Origin of the sequence: Sphingomonas sp. PP-CE-1G-424 (assembly GCF_004341085.1) — a bacterium.
Lineage (GTDB): Bacteria > Pseudomonadota > Alphaproteobacteria > Sphingomonadales > Sphingomonadaceae > Sphingomonas.
This window is the reverse complement of record NZ_SLXW01000002.1, coordinates 339,530-356,570: the sequence shown is the minus strand read 5'-3', so window position 1 is coordinate 356,570 and position 17,041 is coordinate 339,530. Positions and strand designations below refer to the sequence as shown.

Genomic DNA, 17,041 nt, shown 5'->3' with positions numbered 1-17,041 from the left:
CCCCCGCGTAAGCACCACCCCGGCGAAGGCCGGGGCCCAATTGCGGGACGCAGATAACGGCGAACTGCGCTCCGTTACTCCCACCTTCCCAATTAGGCCCCGGCCTCCGCCGGGGTGGTGGAATGGACCAAGGTCTCAACCCAATCTTGTTCTCCCGCGAAGGCGGGAGCCCAGTCTGGATCCCCGCCTTCGCGGGGAAACAAGCTTACCGCGAAGCCGCCATAGTCCGCCGGTACATCACCCAAGTCAGCACCGCGAACAGCAGCGTCCCGCCAACCAACGCCACGCTCGCAAACCCGTCCCCAACGAGAGCCAACGGCGTCTCCTTGTTGGTCAGGTACACAATCCCCGCAAAGCCGACGCCCCACAGCGACTCCCCGACGATCATCCCGGTAGCGGTCAGCACCCCCATCCGCTTGGCCAACTCAGGATCCCGAGCCCGGTCCGCCCAACGATCATACGCAAACCCGACGACAGCCCCGATAGTCACCGGCAACGTCACCGACATCGGCAAATACACACCGAGCCCTACCCCAAGAGGCGGCAACCGCAGCTTCCCCGCCTTGCCGAGCAACTCGTCGACCGCGATCACGACCACACCGGTAAGCGCCCCATACCCGATCATCGCCCAGTTGAGATTGCCCCCCAGCACGCCCTTCGCGAGCGCCGAGATCAACGCCGCCTGAGGCGCAGCCAGCGCATTCGGCCCCGCCCCCGGCGCCCCCGCAAACCCGAGCGTGCTCCCCAGCAGGTTCAACACAGGCGGCACGACGATCGACCCGAATACCACGCCGATCAGCAAGGCGACCTGCTGCTTCCACGGCGTCGCGCCGACCAGCTGCCCGGTCTTCAGATCCTGCAGATTGTCATTCGAGATCGTCGCGATCCCGAACACGATCCCCGTCACGATCAGCCCGTAGGCAACCAGCGCCTGCGTCGTCCCCGGCTCGACCGCGCGGCCGAACCACGACACCAGCAGGATCGACGCGGCGAGGATGGCGAGGATACCGATCCCCGACACCGGCGAGTTCGACGCGCCAATCAGCCCAGCCATGTACCCGCAGACCGCCGCGATCACGAGACCGATGACGAGGATGAACACCAGGCTCCCCGCGATCAGCCCGATCGCCGAAGCCTCCAGCGGGCCGCCCTGCAAGACGGTCCAAAGCAGGATACCGATCGGCACCAGCATCGCCAGCGAACCGATCCCGACGATCCCGATCGGAATGTCGCGCTCTTCGAGAGCCAGCACTTCGCCGCCACGCTTGGCCGCAGAGGCCGCCAACGCCGAACGCACGCCGCCGACCACCGGCCCGGCAATCTTCAACAACGTCCAGATCGCCGCGACCCCGATCACGCCCGCGCCGAAGAAGCGCACGTCCGATCGGAACACGGTGTTGGCGATCACCTCGGCGGTGCCGGTGACGCTGCCACCCGAGGTCAGGATCGGCAGCAGGATCCACCAGCCGATCACCACGCCCGCAAACATCGCCATGCCGACCGAAATCCCGACCAGATGCCCCGCACCGAGCAGCGCAAACGACAGCCCGCCCGAGATCCCGGTCGCGCCCGCGCCGACGCGGAACCACGTCGCGGCCTCGGCGGCGGCGAGCTTGGTCTGCGTCAGGATCGCGAAACCGGCCGAGACGACCGCGTTGGCCACGATGATGCCGAGCCCGCGCGCGCTTTCCTCACCGCCCTCGCGACTGCCCGCGCCGACCTTCAACACCTCGGCAGCCGCGCGGCCTTCCGGATACGGCAGCACAGTGTCGACGACGAGCGCCCTGCGCAGCGGTACCGAGAACAGCACACCGAGCACACCGCCGAACATCGTGATCGCCGCGGTGGTGAAGAACGGAAAGCCCTGCCACCAGCCGATCATCACCAGTCCCGGCAGCACGAAGATGATCGCGGCGAGAGTGCCGGCGGCGGACGCGATCGTCTGGACGATGTTGTTCTCGAGGATCGTCGAATCCTTGAACAACCGCAGCACCGCCATCGAGATCACCGCGGCGGGGATCGAGGTCGCGAAGGTCAGTCCGATCTTGAGCCCGAGATACACGTTGGCTGCGGTGAACAGCAGCGTGATGATCCCGCCGAGCACGATCCCGCGGAAAGTAAGCTCGCGCATGCTGGTCTCGGGGCCCGTGTCGGTTACGCCCCGCGTCGCGTCGGTCATCTGGTGTGTCCTGAAAATTCAGGTCCCCGAATGCCGCGTAAGCTGTTGGAGCGCAACTACCGCCGCCCCTTCCGTCATGCCGGGCTCGTTCCGGCATCCACCGTTCCGCATGATCGAGAGACGTGAGTTTGCGGAAGGGTGGACCCCGGAACAGGTCCGGGGTGACGAAGGGCTGAGGGAGCCGCATCTTGCATCAGAACAAGGAGGAAGGGACCGACCCGTCCTCGGAAGCGAACCCTACCGCGCCGCCATCCGTCGCGCGAAATGCACCTCGACCGCCCGCGTAACGCTCTCCGCGATCCGGTGCCGCCCCTCTTCGCTATCCAGGAACGCCGCGTCCTGCGGGTTCGAGATATACCCCGTCTCGAACAGGATCGACGGCATGTCCGGCGCCTTCAGCACCATCAGCGACGCCATCCGATGGAAGTTCGCCTTCAACGGCATCAACGGCCTGGCCTCCCGCCCGAGCAACCGCGCGAAGGTCGCCGACGCGTTCATCGTCTCGCGCTGCGTCAGGTCGATCAGGATCGACGACACGTCCGCGGGCGCCTCGCCGAGGTTCACGCCCGAAATCACGTCCGCCTTGTTCTCGCGCGCCGCCAGCCGCGCCGCCTCCTTGTCCGAAGCCACCTCGGACAACGTGTACGCGGTCGCGCCGGTCGCGTTCTCGGAACCCGTGCTATCGCAGTGGATCGAGATGAACAGATCACCCTTCAGCCGCCGCGCGACGCCATACCGCTCGCGCAAGATCAGATAGCGGTCGTCGTTCCGCGTCAGCGCCACGCGCACGCGCCCCGATGCGAGCAACTCGTCGCGGATCGCCTTGGCGACCTTCAGCGTCACGTCCTTCTCGCGCAGCCCGTTAGGCCCGATCGCCCCCGGATCGACACCGCCATGCCCCGCATCGATCACCACCAGCGGCCGCGTATCGTCGCCCTGCACGCGCGGCAGTTTCATACCCCGCGCCTTGGGCGGCACCGGCACCGAGACCTTGTACTTGGGCCGCGACGCAGCGCCGAAATTGAACGGGAAGAAGTTCAGCGGCCCGGCGATCCCGGCTTCTGCGAACTGATCGTAATCGACCGTGCGCAACGCCAGCGTCAGCTCGCGGCCATCGGAGTCGAACCCGCCATCGGTCACGATCGCCGGCTCGGCCAGATCGAACACCATCCGCATCCCCGACCGACCACTGCGCATCTGCGTGACGCCGGTGACAAGCCCGCGCGCGGCGACCTCCCGCCCCGGCGTAGCGCCCGACACGTCGACCGCGATCTGGCGCGGGCCGGTCAGCACGCGGCTGGCGGCATCGCCGACGGCCTCGTCGAAGCGGATGACGATCCGCCCGTCCCGGATCGCGACGCTCTGCACGGTCGCGGCCCAGGCGGGGACGCTCGCCAGCCAGCCGGCGATGAGGGCGATGACCGTCAACACCTCGCGTCCTTGCCGTGCGGCCCTGCCGCCGGTCCAGCGAAAACCCATGCTACACCCCTTTGATCGATACATCCGATCTCTGTGAGCGAGCGATAGCGCCTCGCATCACAAGACGCGGTTGCGCAGTGCGGTTAATTTGCCGTTTGCCACGTATTTGCCGGCAAGGCTCTGCCGCCCCGGCAAGTCTGCGCCTCGCTGCCCCTATTTCGAGCCGAAACGCCCGCGAAAGCGACGGTTCCGGGGCTAGTTGCGAGATCGGGTATGCAGTGCTAGTCCTGTCGTACAGCCGTGTGTCGCCTAGTTTTTACCAGCGACGCGCCGGTCTCGACGCCCGCCAGCGGATTCTCGCCGGCGCGGCAATTCAGGTTGACGCTCGAATGACGCATTCCCCCCGCCCCGCACTCCGACCGGCCTTCGCCGACGGACTCGCGGTCGTGCGGGCGCCGCAGGGAGAGTTCCCGCGGCATGCACTTCGCGCAGAGGCAGTTTCGCATACCATCCGCGAGTCCGGGCGTCCGTGCCCGACCGCCCCACCATTAAGCGCGCGACGGCTGCCGACAGGCCCGGCGCGCGCGCGGAGAATCTATAATGACAACGCGCATGCTGATCGACGCACGCCACCGGGAAGAGACCCGGATCGCAGTCGTCAAGGGTAACCGGATCGAGGAATTCGATTTCGAGAGTGCCGAACGCAAGCAGCTCAAGGGCAATATCTACCTCGCCAAGGTCACGCGGGTTGAGCCGTCGCTCCAGGCGGCGTTCATCGATTACGGCGGCAATCGCCACGGCTTCCTTGCATTCAGCGAAATCCACCCCGATTACTACCAGATCCCCAAGGAAGATCGCGACGCGCTGCTCCGTGAGGAAGCCGAGCACGCCGCCGAGGAAGCCGCCCTGCGCGCCGACTACGACTCGGATGACGAAGAGGGTGACGACGAGGACGACATCGAACGCTTCGAGGACGATGGCGGTGTAGACCCCGACGTCGCCGAGGAACTCGAGGGCGGCGAATCCGGCGAAGCCCCGCGACGGAAACGCAAGCCGAGCGCCGACGATGCCGCGGTCGAGGACCTGCGCGAGCGTCGCATGAACCTGCGTCGCCGCTACAAGATTCAGGACGTGATCCATCGCCGCCAGGTACTGCTGGTACAGGTCGTCAAGGAGGAGCGCGGCAACAAGGGCGCGGCGCTGACCACGTACCTGAGCCTCGCCGGTCGCTACTGCGTGCTGATGCCGAACACGTCGCACGGCGGCGGCATCTCGCGGAAGATCTCGAACGCGGGCGATCGCAAGCGCCTCAAGACGATCATGGCCGACATGCAGTTGCCGCCGTCGATGGGCTGCATCGTCCGCACCGCGGGCCTCCAGCGCTCGAAGGTCGAGATCAAGCGCGACTTCGATTACCTCGCCCGCCTGTGGGACGGCATCCGCGAAGCCACGCTCAAGGCGTCGGCCCCCGCGCTCGTCTACGGCGACAGCGACCTGATCAAGCGCGCGATCCGCGACATCTACAACAAGGAAATCGAAGAGGTCATCGTCGAGGGCGAGGACGGCTATCGCCAGGCGCGCGAGTTCATGCGCCTGCTGATGCCGACGCACGCGCGGCGCATCAAGCATTACGCCGACCCCGTGCCGCTGTTCCAGCGCGCCGGCGTCGAGGATCAGCTTGCCGCGATGTACCACCCCGTCGTCCAGCTGAAGTCGGGCGGTTATCTGGTCATCAACCCGACCGAGGCGCTCGTCTCGATCGACATCAACTCCGGCCGGTCGACGCGCGAGCATTCGATCGAGCAGACCGCGACCGCGACCAACCTCGAGGCAGCCCAGGAAATCGGCCGCCAGCTCCGCCTGCGCGACATGGCCGGGCTCGTCGTCATCGACTTCATCGACATGGATAACAATTCCAACGTCCGTAAGGTCGAGAAGGCGATGAAGGAGGCGCTCAAGAACGATCGCGCGCGTATCCAGATCGGCCGCATCTCGTCGTTCGGCCTCATGGAAATGAGCCGCCAGCGCCTGCGCACCGGCGTGCTCGAAGCGTCGACCCGCGCCTGCCCGCATTGCGAGGGCACCGGCCTCGTTCGCACCGCATCCTCGTCGGGCATCTCCGCACTCCGCCTGATCGAGGACGAGGCCGCACGCGGTCGCGGTTCGCTGCTCACCCTGCGCGCTAGCCAGGAAGCGGCGGTCTACATCCTCAACCGCAAGCGTGCCGACATCGCCGAGATCGAGGATCGCTACGGCGTGATCGTCGAGATCATCCCCGGCCAGGACGAGGAAGGCGCGCACATGACGGTCGAGGCGAGCGGCCCGCCGCCCGCGCACGCCCCGAAGTTCGTCCAGATCATCGAGGAAGACGAGGACGACCTCCCCGAGGAGATCGAGGACGAGATCGAGGAAGAAGAAGTCGAGGAGGCCGAGGCCGAGCAGCCGCGCCGTCGTGAGGGGGGGCGTGAGCCCCGCGAGGGCAATGGCGAGCAGCGTGCGCCCCGTGAGGCTCGCGATGCGGATGGTGAAGGCGGCAAGAAGCGTCGTCGTCGTCGCGGTCGTCGCGGTCGTGCACGTCCCGGTGAGGAAGGTGCCGCAGAGGGCGTCAACGAGGACGGTAATTTCGAGGACGCCGACACCAACGTCGAGGAAATCGACGAGGTCGAGGGCGACATCGTCGAAGTCGGCGGTGGCGAAATGGTTTCGGCTGGTGCGCCATCCGAGCAGGCCAATGGCGCAGAGGGCGAAGGTCGTCGTCGTCGCGGTCGTCGGGGACGTCGTGGCGGTCGCCGCAACGAGCAGGGCGCCGAGAACGGCCAGTCGGTCGCCGTCAGCAGCGTCGACGACGCCCTGCTGATCGCCGAGGCCCCCGAGCCGGAAGCGTACGAGCCGGTCGAATCGACCTATGCCGAGCCGCCTTACGAGCCGGCGTTCGAGCCGGTCGTCGAGGAAGCCCCGGTGGCGGAAGTCGCCGAGGGTCCGAAGATGCGCCGTCGTCCGCGTGCTCGTGCAGCAGCCGCAGCGGCGAACATCGCCGAGGCGGTCGCCGATGCAGCCCCCAAGGCACGTCGTGGTCGCAAGCCACGCGCGGTCGAAGCGGACGCCGAGACGGTTGTGCCGGAGCCAGTGGTTCCTGAGCCGATCGCTCCGGAGCCCGTCGCTGCCGAGCCGGCTGCACCCAAGCCCGGCCGTCGCCGTCGCGAGGCGGTTGCGGAAGCCACGATGGACGAGGTGAGCGCAACGCCCGCCGAGACCATCGAAGCGTCGGCGCCGAAACCCAAGCGTGCGCGTCGCAAGGCGTCGGACGCAGTGGTCGAAGCGCCGGTAGTCGAGGAAGCGCCTGCCAAGGTCGCCAAGCCCCGCGGTCGTCCGCGGAAAGCAGCGGTGGTCGATGCCGGCGATGCCGCCCCGACCAGCGAACCGCTCGCCGAGCCGATCGCAACCACCCCGCCCAAGGCCGAAGTCCAGCCCCAGGACGTCGCGACCTCGGACACCAACGACGACCCCGACGGCGCCCCCCGCCGCGGCTGGTGGCAGCGCACCTTCGGCTAACGCCGGACGCTGTAACTAAAGAAACGGGCGCGACCGAAAGGCCGCGCCCGTTTTCGTTTGTGGGGAAGCGATCCTCCGGCAGCACGATATCCGTGAGCGCCCAATGCCTCACGTGGCGAACGAGAAAAGCTTGTATCCCCGCGAAGGCGGGGACCCAGACTGGGCACCCGCCTTCGCGGGTGAACACGACACGAGGGCGGTGCGAGGTTTGTGTTCCAGCGCCTTCGTAAGACACGCCGAACTCCCCCACCCACCACCACCCCGGCGAAGGCCGGGGCCCAATTGGAAAGGTGGCAATAATTGAGCGCCACCCTCAGCTAGCCGGTCCCCCAATTGGACCCCAGCCTCCGCCGGGGTGGTAGCTATTGCGCGGCAACGTCTCGAACGCGTCTCATGCCACTCCAAACCACCCACCCCCACCGCAAGCCAAAACCCGTCACCCCAGCGAAAGCTGGGGTATCCCACATGGCACGCGACACCCGCCAAACGGGGAGATCCCAGCTTTCGCTGGGATGACGGTGGGAGAGAAACCAGCACGACATGCCTCCAGCGACCCAACAGCCCCCCGCAAACCCCTGTCCTACACTCCCAAACCCTGCTCCCCTCCCCCAATGCCAAACCCCCATCCCCGCCCCCCCGCAAAACCGCTCCCAGCGTCTGCACTTCCTATACTTCACTCCACCGCACGCCCGACCGCACGACCATTGCCCCCCCGCCCCCAATCGACGATACCCCGTAATATGAAGCGTCTAGTAGCCGCCGCAGCCACCGCCCTCCTCCTCTGGACGACGCCCCTTCAGGCCCAGTCGATCCTCCGCGACGCCGAAACCGAAACCATGTTCGCGGAGATGTCGAACCCGCTGATCAAGGCGGCCGGGCTCTCGACGCGCGACGTGAAGGTCGTCCTCATCAACGACGAATCGATCAACGCGTTCGTCGCCGGCGGGCAGACCGTCTACGTCCACTCAGGCCTCATCCAGGCCGCCGACAACGCCAACGAAGTCCAGGGCGTCATCGCGCACGAGCTCGGCCACATCGCCGACGGCCACGTCGTCCTCGCCGACCGCGGCACCAAGCCGGCAATGGGCATGTACCTGCTCTCGATGGTGCTCGGCCTCGCCGCGATGGCGGCGGGCAGCGGCGAGGCCGGCGCCGGCATCATGGCCGCAGGCCAGCAGGCGGCGATGGGCAGCTACCTCTCGTTCAGCCGCGTCCAGGAATCGACCGCAGACGCGACCGGCGCGAAATTCCTGCGCGAGGCGAACGTCTCCGGCCGCGGCATGCTCAGCTTCTTCAAGAAACTGCAGCAGCAGGAATACCGCTTCGGCACCGCCAACATCGATCCGTTCATGCAGTCGCACCCGCTGTCCGGCGAGCGCGTCGCGACGCTCACCGCCGACCTCCAAGCCTCGCCCGCCTGGGCCAACAAACCCGACGCCGCGCTCGAGGAACGCTTCCGCCGCGTGAAGGCCAAGCTCGCCGGCTACGTCATGCCCGCCGACCAGACGCTCCAGGCCTACCCGCCCAGCAACCAGTCGATCTACGCCCACTACGCCCGCGCCTACGCGTACCACAAAGCCGGCTACCCCGACAAAGCCGATGCCGAGGCAAACGCACTGGTAAAGGCCGAGCCGACCGACCCGTATTTCCTCGAGATCAAGGGGCAGATTTTGCTCGAAGCCGGCAAGCCGACCGAGTCGCTCATCCCCCTGCGCGAAGCCACCGAAGGTTCGCGCAACAACCCGCTGATCGCCACGACCTTCGGCCACGCGCTGATCGCGACCGAGAACAAGGCTAACTACCCCGAGGCGACTCGCGTGTTGCGCACGGCGGTAGGTCGCGACGACCAGAACCCGTTCGCCTGGATGCAGCTCGGCACCGTCTACGAACTGACCGGCGATACCGCGCGCGCCGCGCTGGCCACCGCCGAGCGCGCGAGCATGGGCGGCGACATGCGGACCGCGTCGGCGAGCGCGCAATATGCGCTCGCGAACATCCCCGCGAACACCACCGACTGGATCCGCGCGCAGGATATCGCGATGGCCGCGCAGAACGAGATGGACGACAATCCCAAGCAGTATAAGCGCCGCAAATGAGCAAACTTACATTCCCGGCGATCGCGGTCGCGGGCGCCGTCATCGGAGGCCTCGCGGTCTGGGCCTTTGACCGCCAGGGTGGCGGCGTCGAGCGCACACAGGTCGAATCGATCGTCCACGACTATGTGCTGGCGCACCCCGAAATCCTCCCCGAGGCGATGGAAAAACTCCGCGACCGCGAGTCGGGCAAGACCGTCACCGCCAACCGCGACGCGATCGTCACGCCGTTCGGCAACGCCTGGGCCGGCAACCCCAAGGGCGACGTCACGCTCGTCGAGTATTTCGACTATAATTGCGGATATTGCCGCGCGAGCCTGCCGATGATCGCCAAGCTGATCGCTGCCGACCCGAAAATCCGCGTGGTCTTCCGCGAACTCCCGATCCTCAGCGCCGAAAGCCGCATCGCGGCTCGCGCCAGCCTCGCCGCCGCGCAACAGGGCAAGTTCGCCACCTTCCACGACGCGCTCTACGCCGGCGGCCCGGTCAGCGACGTCTCGATCGCCGCGGCTGCGAGCAAGGCCGGGGTAGACACGACGCAGGCGAGCTTCACCAAGACCGCCGACGCCGAGATCGCCAAGAACATGGAAACCGCCGCCAAGCTCGGCATGACCGGCACGCCTAGCTGGGTGGTCGGCGACCGGGTCCTGTCCGGCGCGTTGCCGCTCGAAGACCTGCAAAAAGCCGTAGCAGCAGCCCGCGCTGGCTAATACCACCCACTCCTGTCATCCTGACGAAAGTCAGGATCCAGAGCCACAATCGGAACGCGCATGGCTCTGGATCCTGGGTCGAGCCCAGGATGACGGGATTTGGGTAGCCCGCCCCCCTATCAATAGGCACGTCCCACCCCCATCTTCCCCTCACAAAAAGGGGTGCCAATGACCGAACCGATCCTGTCCATCGCGGGCGTCACCAAGACCTACAAGAGCGGCACCACAGCCCTCCACCCCGTCGACCTAGACATCCAGAAAGGCGAGATCTTCGCCCTCCTCGGCCCCAACGGCGCGGGCAAGACGACGCTCATCAGCATCATCTGCGGCATCGTCACGCCGTCCGCCGGCACGATCAAGGTCGCCGGCTACGACGCGATCCGCGACTACAAGCAGGCGCGCAGCCGCATCGGCCTCGTGCCGCAGGAACTCAACGTCGACATGTTCGAGACGGTGCTCGCCACCGTCACCTTCAGCCGCCGCCTCTTCGGCCGTTCGGGCCACAGCGCGTACATCGAACAGGTGCTCCGCGACCTCTCGCTCTGGGACAAGCGCGACGCGAAGATCCGCGAACTCTCCGGCGGGATGAAACGTCGCGTCCTGATCGCGAAAGCGCTCGCGCACGAACCCGAAATCCTGTTCCTCGACGAGCCCACCGCAGGCGTCGACGTCGCATTGCGCCGCGACATGTGGAAGCTCGTCCACCGCCTGCGCGAAGGCGGCACGACGATCATCCTGACGACGCACTACATCGAGGAAGCCGAGGAAATGGCCGACCGCGTCGGCGTCATCAACAAGGGCAAACTGCTCCTCGTCGACGACAAGGCGTCGCTGATGAAGAAGCTCGGCAAGCGCGAACTCGACATCGCGCTCCAGGACCCGATGACGGCGCTTCCCGCCGACCTCGCAGAGTGGGACCTGTCGCTGGAAGACGACGGCAAGCGCCTGCGCTACGTGTTCGACGCGCAGGCCGATCACACCGGCATCCCGTCGCTGCTCCGCAAACTCAGCGAACTAGGCATCGGCTTCAAGGATCTCGAAACCAGCAAGTCGAGCCTCGAAGACATCTTTGTCGACCTGGTGGGGGAACGCGCATGAACACTCACGGCATCTGGGCGATCTATCGCTTCGAAATGGCGCGCGCGCTGCGCACGCTGTGGCAGAGCCTCGTCACCCCCGTCCTCACCACCTCGCTGTATTTCATCGTCTTCGGCGGCGCGATCGGCAGCCGGATGCAGCAGGTCGGCGGCGTCGGCTATGGCAGCTTCATCGTCCCCGGCCTGATCATGCTGTCGCTGCTCACGCAGAGCATCTCGAACGCGTCGATCGGCATCTACTTCCCTAAATTCACCGGCACGATCTACGAGCTGTTGTCGGCGCCCGTCTCGGCGATGGAGATGGTGATCGGCTATGTCGGTGCGGCAACCACCAAGTCGGTGATCCTAGGACTTATCATCCTGGCCACCGCCTCGTTCTTCGTGCCGCTGCGCATCGAGCATCCGTTCGCGATGATCGCGTTCCTGATCCTTACCGCGGTCGCGTTCAGCCTGTTCGGGTTCATCATCGGCGTGTGGGCGAACGGCTTTGAGCAGTTGAACTTCGTCCCCGCGCTGCTGATCACGCCGCTGACGTTCCTCGGCGGCGCGTTCTACTCGATCGACATGCTGCCCCAGCCTTGGCGGACGTTCAGCCTGTTCAACCCGGTCGTGTATCTGGTGAGCGGCTTCCGCTGGAGCTTCTTTGGGCAGGGTGATGTGGCGGTCGGGGTGAGCCTGGCGGTGACGGCAGGCTTCCTCGCGGTGTGCCTGATCGCGATCGCCTGGATCTTCAAAACCGGCTGGCGGATGAAGAACTGATCGCGCGGAGGCCGCCTAGGTCGGTAGTGTAAGTTCGTTCGCCCTTGTTCTCCCGCGAAGGCGGGAGCCCAGTCTGGGTCCCCGCCTTCGCGGGGAAACATGGGAGGTTGGTTCACCGCCCTAAACAAGTATCCCACCCCGGCGAAGGCCGGGGCCCAATTGGGGAACGACGGTAACTGAGCACCGCGCTTCGTTACTCCGAACTTCCCAATTGGGCCCCGGCCTTCGCCGGGGTGGTATTGAAGATCAGTCAGTCCGATGCTCGCCCTTGACCCAGCGCACCGTCCCCGACGAAGCGCGCATCACGACGCTCTCGGTGGTCATCTTGCCCTTCTTCCGCTTCACGCCGGCCAGCAGCGAGCCATCGGTAACCCCGGTCGCCGCAAAGATGCAGTCGCCCTTCGCCAGCTCGGACAGATCATACTGCTTGTCGAGATCGGTGATCCCCCACTTCGCCGCGCGCCCACGCTCGTCGTCGTTGCGGAACAGCAACCGCCCCTTGAACTGCCCGCCGACGCAGCGCAGCGCCGCGCACGCCAGCACGCCCTCAGGCGCGCCGCCGGAGCCCATGTACACGTCGACCGTGGTCTCGGGATCGGACGTCGCGATCACGCCGGCAACGTCGCCGTCCCCGATCAGCATGATCCCGCAGCCAACCTGCCGCAGTTCGGCGATCAGCTTTTCGTGACGCGGCCGGTCGAGCACGCACACGATCAGGTCGCGCGCCGGTACGCCCTTGGCGGCGGCCACGGCGTTGATGTTCTCGGTCGGCGTCTTGTCGAGATCGATGATGCCCTCGGGATAGCCCGGCCCGACCGCGATCTTGTCCATGTAGACGTCGGGCGCGTTGAGCAGCCCGCCCTCTTCGGCGATCGCCAGCACGGCGAGGCTGTTCGGCCCCGCAGTCGCGCAGATGGTCGTGCCTTCCAAGGGATCGAGCGCAATGTCGATCTTCGGGCCCTTGCCGATTGCCGAGCCCACCTTCTCGCCGATGAACAGCATCGGGGCTTCGTCGCGCTCGCCTTCGCCGATCACGACGGTGCCGTCCATGTACAGCGAGTTGAGCGCCTCGCGCATCGCCTCGACCGCGGCCGCATCCGCCGCCTTCTCGTCGCCGCGCCCGACGAGCGTGGAGGCGGCGATCGCCGCCGCCTCGGTCACGCGGACCATTTCGAGGACGAGAACGCGGTCGAGAACCTGGCTTACGGCAGCGGTCAAAATATTTCTCCTCGGAATGTTTCGGCGGGGATAGGCAGCAGTCGCAGCATTGTCGACCCGATCAGTCCCTGAGCAGGTCGTTGATGCTGGTCTTCGAGCGGGTTTGCGCGTCGACCCGTTTGACAATCACGGCGCAATACAAGGCCGGTTTCCCGTCCCCGCCACCGATCGAGCCCGGTACGACCACCGCGTACGGCGGCACTTCGCCCTTGAACACTTCGCCGGTCGCGCGGTCGATGATCTTGGTCGAGGCGCCGAGATACACGCCCATCGACAGCACCGCGCCCTCGCCGACGCGAACGCCCTCGGCCACTTCCGCGCGCGCGCCGATGAAGGCGCCGTCACCGATGATGACGGGGTCGGCCTGCAACGGCTCGAGCACGCCGCCGATGCCGGCGCCGCCCGACAGATGCACGTTCCTGCCGATCTGCGCGCACGACCCGACCGTCGCCCACGCATCGACCATCGTGCCCTCACCGACATACGCGCCGATATTGACGAAGCTCGGCATCAGGATCGCGCCCTTGGCGATGAAACTCCCGCGCCGCGCGACCGCGCCCGGCACAACGCGGATACCCGCCGCGCGGAACTCCGCCTCGCCCCAGCCGGCGAACTTCGACGGCACCTTGTCGAACCCCGGAGCACCCGCCGAACCGCCGTCGATCACGACGTTGTCGTTGAGCCGGAACGAGAGCAGCACCGCCTTCTTGAGCCACTGATTGACCTGCCAGCCATCCGCGGTCGGCTCGGCAACGCGCGCGGTCCCCGCATCCAGCATCGCCAGCGCGGACTCGACGGCGTCGCGCACTTCGCCCTTGGTATCGAGTCCGAGGTTCGCGCGATCGTCCCAGGCGGCGTCGATGATGGTCTGCAAGGTCATGATGTCTCCAGGATGGTTTCGAGCCACGGCGCAAGCACCGGCACGGTAAAATCGATGTGATCGCGCGCCGCATCGGGCGACTGCTCGGAGCCGTTGTCGATCCACACGGTCGTCATCCCGATCGCCTTGGCCGGCGTCAGATTGCGCGCCATGTCGTCCGCGAACAGCGACTCCCGCGGGTCGATGTCGAACGCCGCGCAGAACCCGGCATAGGCCGACGCATGTGGCTTCGGCATCAGGTTCATCGCATGGATGTCGTGGATCGCCTCGAAGCTCTCGCTCAACCCGAGACGCTCCAGAATCCGCGCCGCATACGGCGTGTCGCCATTGGTGAAGACGAGCTTGCGCCCCGGCAGCTTGGCGATCGCGGCGACCAGCGGCGCGTCATGCTCGATCACATCCATTTCGATGTCGTGGACATGCGCGAGGAACGCGTGCGGATCGACGTGATGTTCGGTCATTAACCCCGACAGCGTCGTGCCGTGATTGTGGAAATACCCCTTCTGCACGCGCCGCGCCTCGTCATGCTCCAACCCGAGCAGATCCTGGATGAACCCGGTCATCCGCGCGTCGACCTGCGCGAACAGGTCCGCACTCGCCGGATACAGCGTGTTGTCGAGATCGAAGATCCAGTTGCGGACATGGTCAAGGCGGGCAAGCATCGTGCGAACCTCTAGGCACCACGCGTTGACGGAGCAAGCCGGACCCCGCCGCACTGTCATCGCCTGCTATTGTTTACGGTCGCGTAACGCTTTTCATTCCAATAGCTTGGTGGGGAATAAGGGGTGAAATTCATGCGACGCACAAAGGCCGGCCTATTGCGGTCCGCGACCGTGGCGACGGGACTTCTCGTCGCTGCCTGTGGCGGTGGGGGCAGCGGCGGTATCAACAGCATCCCGGCGCCTCCAGCAGCGCCCACGCCGGTTCCGACTCCAACACCGACGCCAACACCCACCCCGGCCCCGACGCCTGCTCCCACGCCGACTCCATCCGGCAACGATACCGCCGAATACCGCGCGACCGTCGGCGCGGTCTCGATGAACGCGCTCGCCGCGTATAACGTCGGTGCGACCGGCAAGGGCATCAACGTCGGCGTGATCGACAGCGGCATCGACCTGCAAAGCCAGGAATTCGGCACCCGCGTCTCGTCCGCGTCGCAGGACGTTGCCGGCAACAGCACGATCGACGACGAAGGCGGCCACGGCACAGCGGTCGCCTTCACCCTGGCAGGCCGGAGGAACGGCGCAGGCTCGCACGGCGTGGCGTTCGACGCGACGCTGATCGTGCTGCGCGCGGACCGGCCCGGCACCTGCGCCACCGCGAGCAAGGACGACAAGGATTCGGGCTGCAAGTTCGGCACCGATGCGATCACCAAGGGCCTGGACGCGGCCCGGACGGCGGGCGCGAAGGTCGTCAACATCTCGCTCGGCGGCTCCGAAATGCCGCAAAGTCTGAAGGATGCGATCGGCCGCGCGACCGCCGCCGGGCTCGTCGTCGTGATCGCGGCGGGCAACGACGGCTCGGTCAATCCCGATCCCTTCACCAATGTCGCCGGCGAAGTGCAGGGCCGCAATCAGGTCATCATCGCCGGATCGGTCGGATCCGCGGACGGTATCTCCACCTTCAGCGACCGAGCCGGCAGCGGCGCCGCTCACTTCCTCACCGCGGTCGGTGAAAGCGTGCGCGCGCCTGACCAGGCCGACACTACCTATCTCTGGTCCGGCACCTCGTTCGCCGCGCCACAGATTTCGGGCGCAGTCGCATTGCTGGCGCAGGCCTTCCCCAACCTCACCGGCGCGCAGATCGTCGACATCCTGTTCAAGAGCGCGCGCGATGCCGGCGCACCGGGCGTCGATGCGGTCTACGGCAATGGCGTCCTCGACCTGACGCGCGCGTTCCAGCCGCTCGGCGCGATGTCGGTCGCCGGCTCGAAGGCAGTCGTCTCGACGACCGGCAACGCCACCCTGTCCGCGCCGATGGGTGACGCCGCGCAGGGCGAACTCGGCGCGGTGATCCTCGACGGCTACAGCCGCGCGTTCGCAATCGACCTCGCCAAGACGATCGCCCGCCGCAGCCCCGACCGCTCGCTCGGCGGCGCACTCCAGTCGCGATTCCGCACCGTCGCGCTGGCGCAAGGCGGCATGACCGTCTCTATGACGCTCGCCCCGCGCGCCAACGGCGACGTCGCGCTCGATCGCACTTCGTTGTCGAGCGCCGACGCGACCAGCGCACGCGCGATCGCCGGAATGGTGACGCAGAAACTCGGCAGCACGCTGTCGTTCGGGTTCGGCTTCGCGCAAGGCTCGGGCGCGCTCAGCGCACAGCTTTCTGGCCAGTCCGAACCCGCCTTCCTGATCGCCAACACCGGCGGCCTGGGCTTCGACAGCAATACGCGAGCATCGAGCGCGGTTCGGCAAAGTTTCGGCGGATTCGGCTTCACCGCTGGAATCGAGAACGGCGATGTCCTGACGCAGCGCGACGGCGACCTTCGCCTGCGCGACCGCTGGCAGCGCTCGGGCTACAACCGCGCCTCGTTGACCGTCGACCGCCGCTTCGGCGCGCTGTCGACGATGGTGGCCGCGACGCGGATGGACGAGCGCGATACCGTCCTCGGCGCGCGCTTCGACGCGGCGCTCGGCGCGACCCGCGCGGCCACGTGGTTCGTGGATACCAAGGCGCGGTTCGATGCGGGGAGCGGCTGGAGCATCGGCGGATCTATGCGCCAGGGCTGGACCCGCGCGGCGGTGCGCGGCGGTCTCAGCGGCGACGGTCTCGTCCGCACCAACGCCTTCGCCGCCGACATCGGCAAGGACGGCGTGTTCGGCCACGACAGCCTCGGCCTCCGCATCGCGCAACCGTTGCGGGTGGCGCGCGGCGGGATCGACCTCGGACTCCCGACCTATTTCGACTACGCCAGCAACACCGTCACCGACTGGACCACGCAACGCCTCAACCTCGCCCCGCAAGGTCGCGAACTCGATGTCGAGATGCGCTACGGCGTGCCCGCGTTCGGCGGCGGCCTCGACACCAACCTGTTCTTCCGCCGCGACCCCGGCAACTTCGCGGCACTCCCGAACGACTATGGCATGGCGATGCGCTACAGTCTGGGCTTCTGAAACCCACGTCCCCCAATT

11 protein-coding genes are annotated in these 17,041 nt (G+C 66.8%); 6 read left to right on the top strand and 5 right to left on the bottom strand.

From position 1 onward, the window contains the following. Positions 1 to 205: 205 nt before the first annotated feature. A complete protein-coding gene (locus C8J43_RS06745; protein WP_243645455.1) occupies positions 206 to 2,179 on the bottom strand; it encodes an oligopeptide transporter, OPT family in 1,974 nt (657 codons plus the stop codon). A gap of 237 nt (positions 2,180 to 2,416) precedes the next feature. After that, positions 2,417 to 3,658, bottom strand: a complete 1,242-nt coding sequence (locus tag C8J43_RS06740; RefSeq protein ID WP_133030261.1) for an N-acetylmuramoyl-L-alanine amidase — start codon at positions 3,656 to 3,658, stop codon at positions 2,417 to 2,419. Positions 3,659 to 4,198: 540 nt separating this feature from the next. On the opposite strand from C8J43_RS06740, the gene C8J43_RS06735 reads away from it, so the two are divergent. The 5 genes from C8J43_RS06735 (at position 4,199) to C8J43_RS06715 (ending at position 11,809) form a co-directional block, all read left to right on the top strand. Continuing rightward, positions 4,199 to 7,150 carry a ribonuclease E/G gene (locus C8J43_RS06735; protein ID WP_243645454.1) on the top strand — a complete coding sequence of 984 codons (2,952 nt, stop codon included), beginning with the start codon at positions 4,199 to 4,201 and terminating at the stop codon, positions 7,148 to 7,150. A gap of 740 nt (positions 7,151 to 7,890) precedes the next feature. Further along, positions 7,891 to 9,246, top strand: coding sequence for a M48 family metalloprotease (locus C8J43_RS06730; protein ID WP_133030260.1), 1,356 nt, complete (start codon positions 7,891 to 7,893; stop codon positions 9,244 to 9,246). Next, a complete protein-coding gene (locus C8J43_RS06725) occupies positions 9,243 to 9,953 on the top strand; it encodes a DsbA family protein (RefSeq protein ID WP_133030259.1) in 711 nt (236 codons plus the stop codon). Before C8J43_RS06730 ends, C8J43_RS06725 begins: the two co-directional genes overlap by 4 nt. Before the next feature lie 168 nt (positions 9,954 to 10,121). Next, positions 10,122 to 11,051, top strand: a complete 930-nt coding sequence (locus C8J43_RS06720) for an ABC transporter ATP-binding protein (RefSeq protein ID WP_133030258.1) — start codon at positions 10,122 to 10,124, stop codon at positions 11,049 to 11,051. After that, a complete protein-coding gene (locus tag C8J43_RS06715) occupies positions 11,048 to 11,809 on the top strand; it encodes an ABC transporter permease (protein ID WP_133030257.1) in 762 nt (253 codons plus the stop codon). The genes C8J43_RS06720 and C8J43_RS06715 overlap by 4 nt, the downstream gene beginning before the upstream one ends. Before the next feature lie 246 nt (positions 11,810 to 12,055). Here the strand turns inward: C8J43_RS06715 and glpX are convergent, their stop codons facing one another. From glpX to C8J43_RS06700, 3 genes are all read right to left on the bottom strand, one after another. Then, positions 12,056 to 13,027, bottom strand: coding sequence for a class II fructose-bisphosphatase (gene glpX, locus C8J43_RS06710; RefSeq protein ID WP_133030256.1), 972 nt, complete (start codon positions 13,025 to 13,027; stop codon positions 12,056 to 12,058). A 61-nt stretch (positions 13,028 to 13,088) separates the two neighbouring features. Next, positions 13,089 to 13,907, bottom strand: a complete 819-nt coding sequence (gene dapD, locus C8J43_RS06705; RefSeq protein WP_133030255.1) for a 2,3,4,5-tetrahydropyridine-2,6-dicarboxylate N-succinyltransferase — start codon at positions 13,905 to 13,907, stop codon at positions 13,089 to 13,091. Further along, positions 13,904 to 14,569 carry a pyrimidine 5'-nucleotidase gene (locus C8J43_RS06700; protein WP_133030254.1) on the bottom strand — a complete coding sequence of 222 codons (666 nt, stop codon included), beginning with the start codon at positions 14,567 to 14,569 and terminating at the stop codon, positions 13,904 to 13,906. The genes dapD and C8J43_RS06700 overlap by 4 nt, the downstream gene beginning before the upstream one ends. Positions 14,570 to 14,701: 132 nt before the next feature. On the opposite strand from C8J43_RS06700, the gene C8J43_RS06695 reads away from it, so the two are divergent. Further along, complete coding sequence (locus C8J43_RS06695) at positions 14,702 to 17,023, top strand: S8 family peptidase (RefSeq protein ID WP_133030253.1); 2,322 nt, start codon at positions 14,702 to 14,704, stop codon at positions 17,021 to 17,023. Positions 17,024 to 17,041 lie beyond the last annotated feature (18 nt).

What these genes read in the sequence shown, in the direction of transcription:
- C8J43_RS06745 (WP_243645455.1), bottom strand. Translation starts at nt 2,179, where the DNA reads ATGACCGACGCGACGCGGGGCGTAACCGACACGGGCCCCGAGACCAGC.
- C8J43_RS06740 (WP_133030261.1), bottom strand. Translation starts at nt 3,658, where the DNA reads ATGGGTTTTCGCTGGACCGGCGGCAGGGCCGCACGGCAAGGACGCGAG.
- C8J43_RS06735 (WP_243645454.1), top strand. Translation starts at nt 4,199, where the DNA reads ATGACAACGCGCATGCTGATCGACGCACGCCACCGGGAAGAGACCCGG.
- C8J43_RS06730 (WP_133030260.1), top strand. Translation starts at nt 7,891, where the DNA reads ATGAAGCGTCTAGTAGCCGCCGCAGCCACCGCCCTCCTCCTCTGGACG.
- C8J43_RS06725 (WP_133030259.1), top strand. Translation starts at nt 9,243, where the DNA reads ATGAGCAAACTTACATTCCCGGCGATCGCGGTCGCGGGCGCCGTCATC.
- C8J43_RS06720 (WP_133030258.1), top strand. Translation starts at nt 10,122, where the DNA reads ATGACCGAACCGATCCTGTCCATCGCGGGCGTCACCAAGACCTACAAG.
- C8J43_RS06715 (WP_133030257.1), top strand. Translation starts at nt 11,048, where the DNA reads ATGAACACTCACGGCATCTGGGCGATCTATCGCTTCGAAATGGCGCGC.
- dapD (WP_133030255.1), bottom strand. Translation starts at nt 13,907, where the DNA reads ATGACCTTGCAGACCATCATCGACGCCGCCTGGGACGATCGCGCGAAC.
- C8J43_RS06700 (WP_133030254.1), bottom strand. Translation starts at nt 14,569, where the DNA reads ATGCTTGCCCGCCTTGACCATGTCCGCAACTGGATCTTCGATCTCGAC.
- C8J43_RS06695 (WP_133030253.1), top strand. Translation starts at nt 14,702, where the DNA reads ATGCGACGCACAAAGGCCGGCCTATTGCGGTCCGCGACCGTGGCGACG.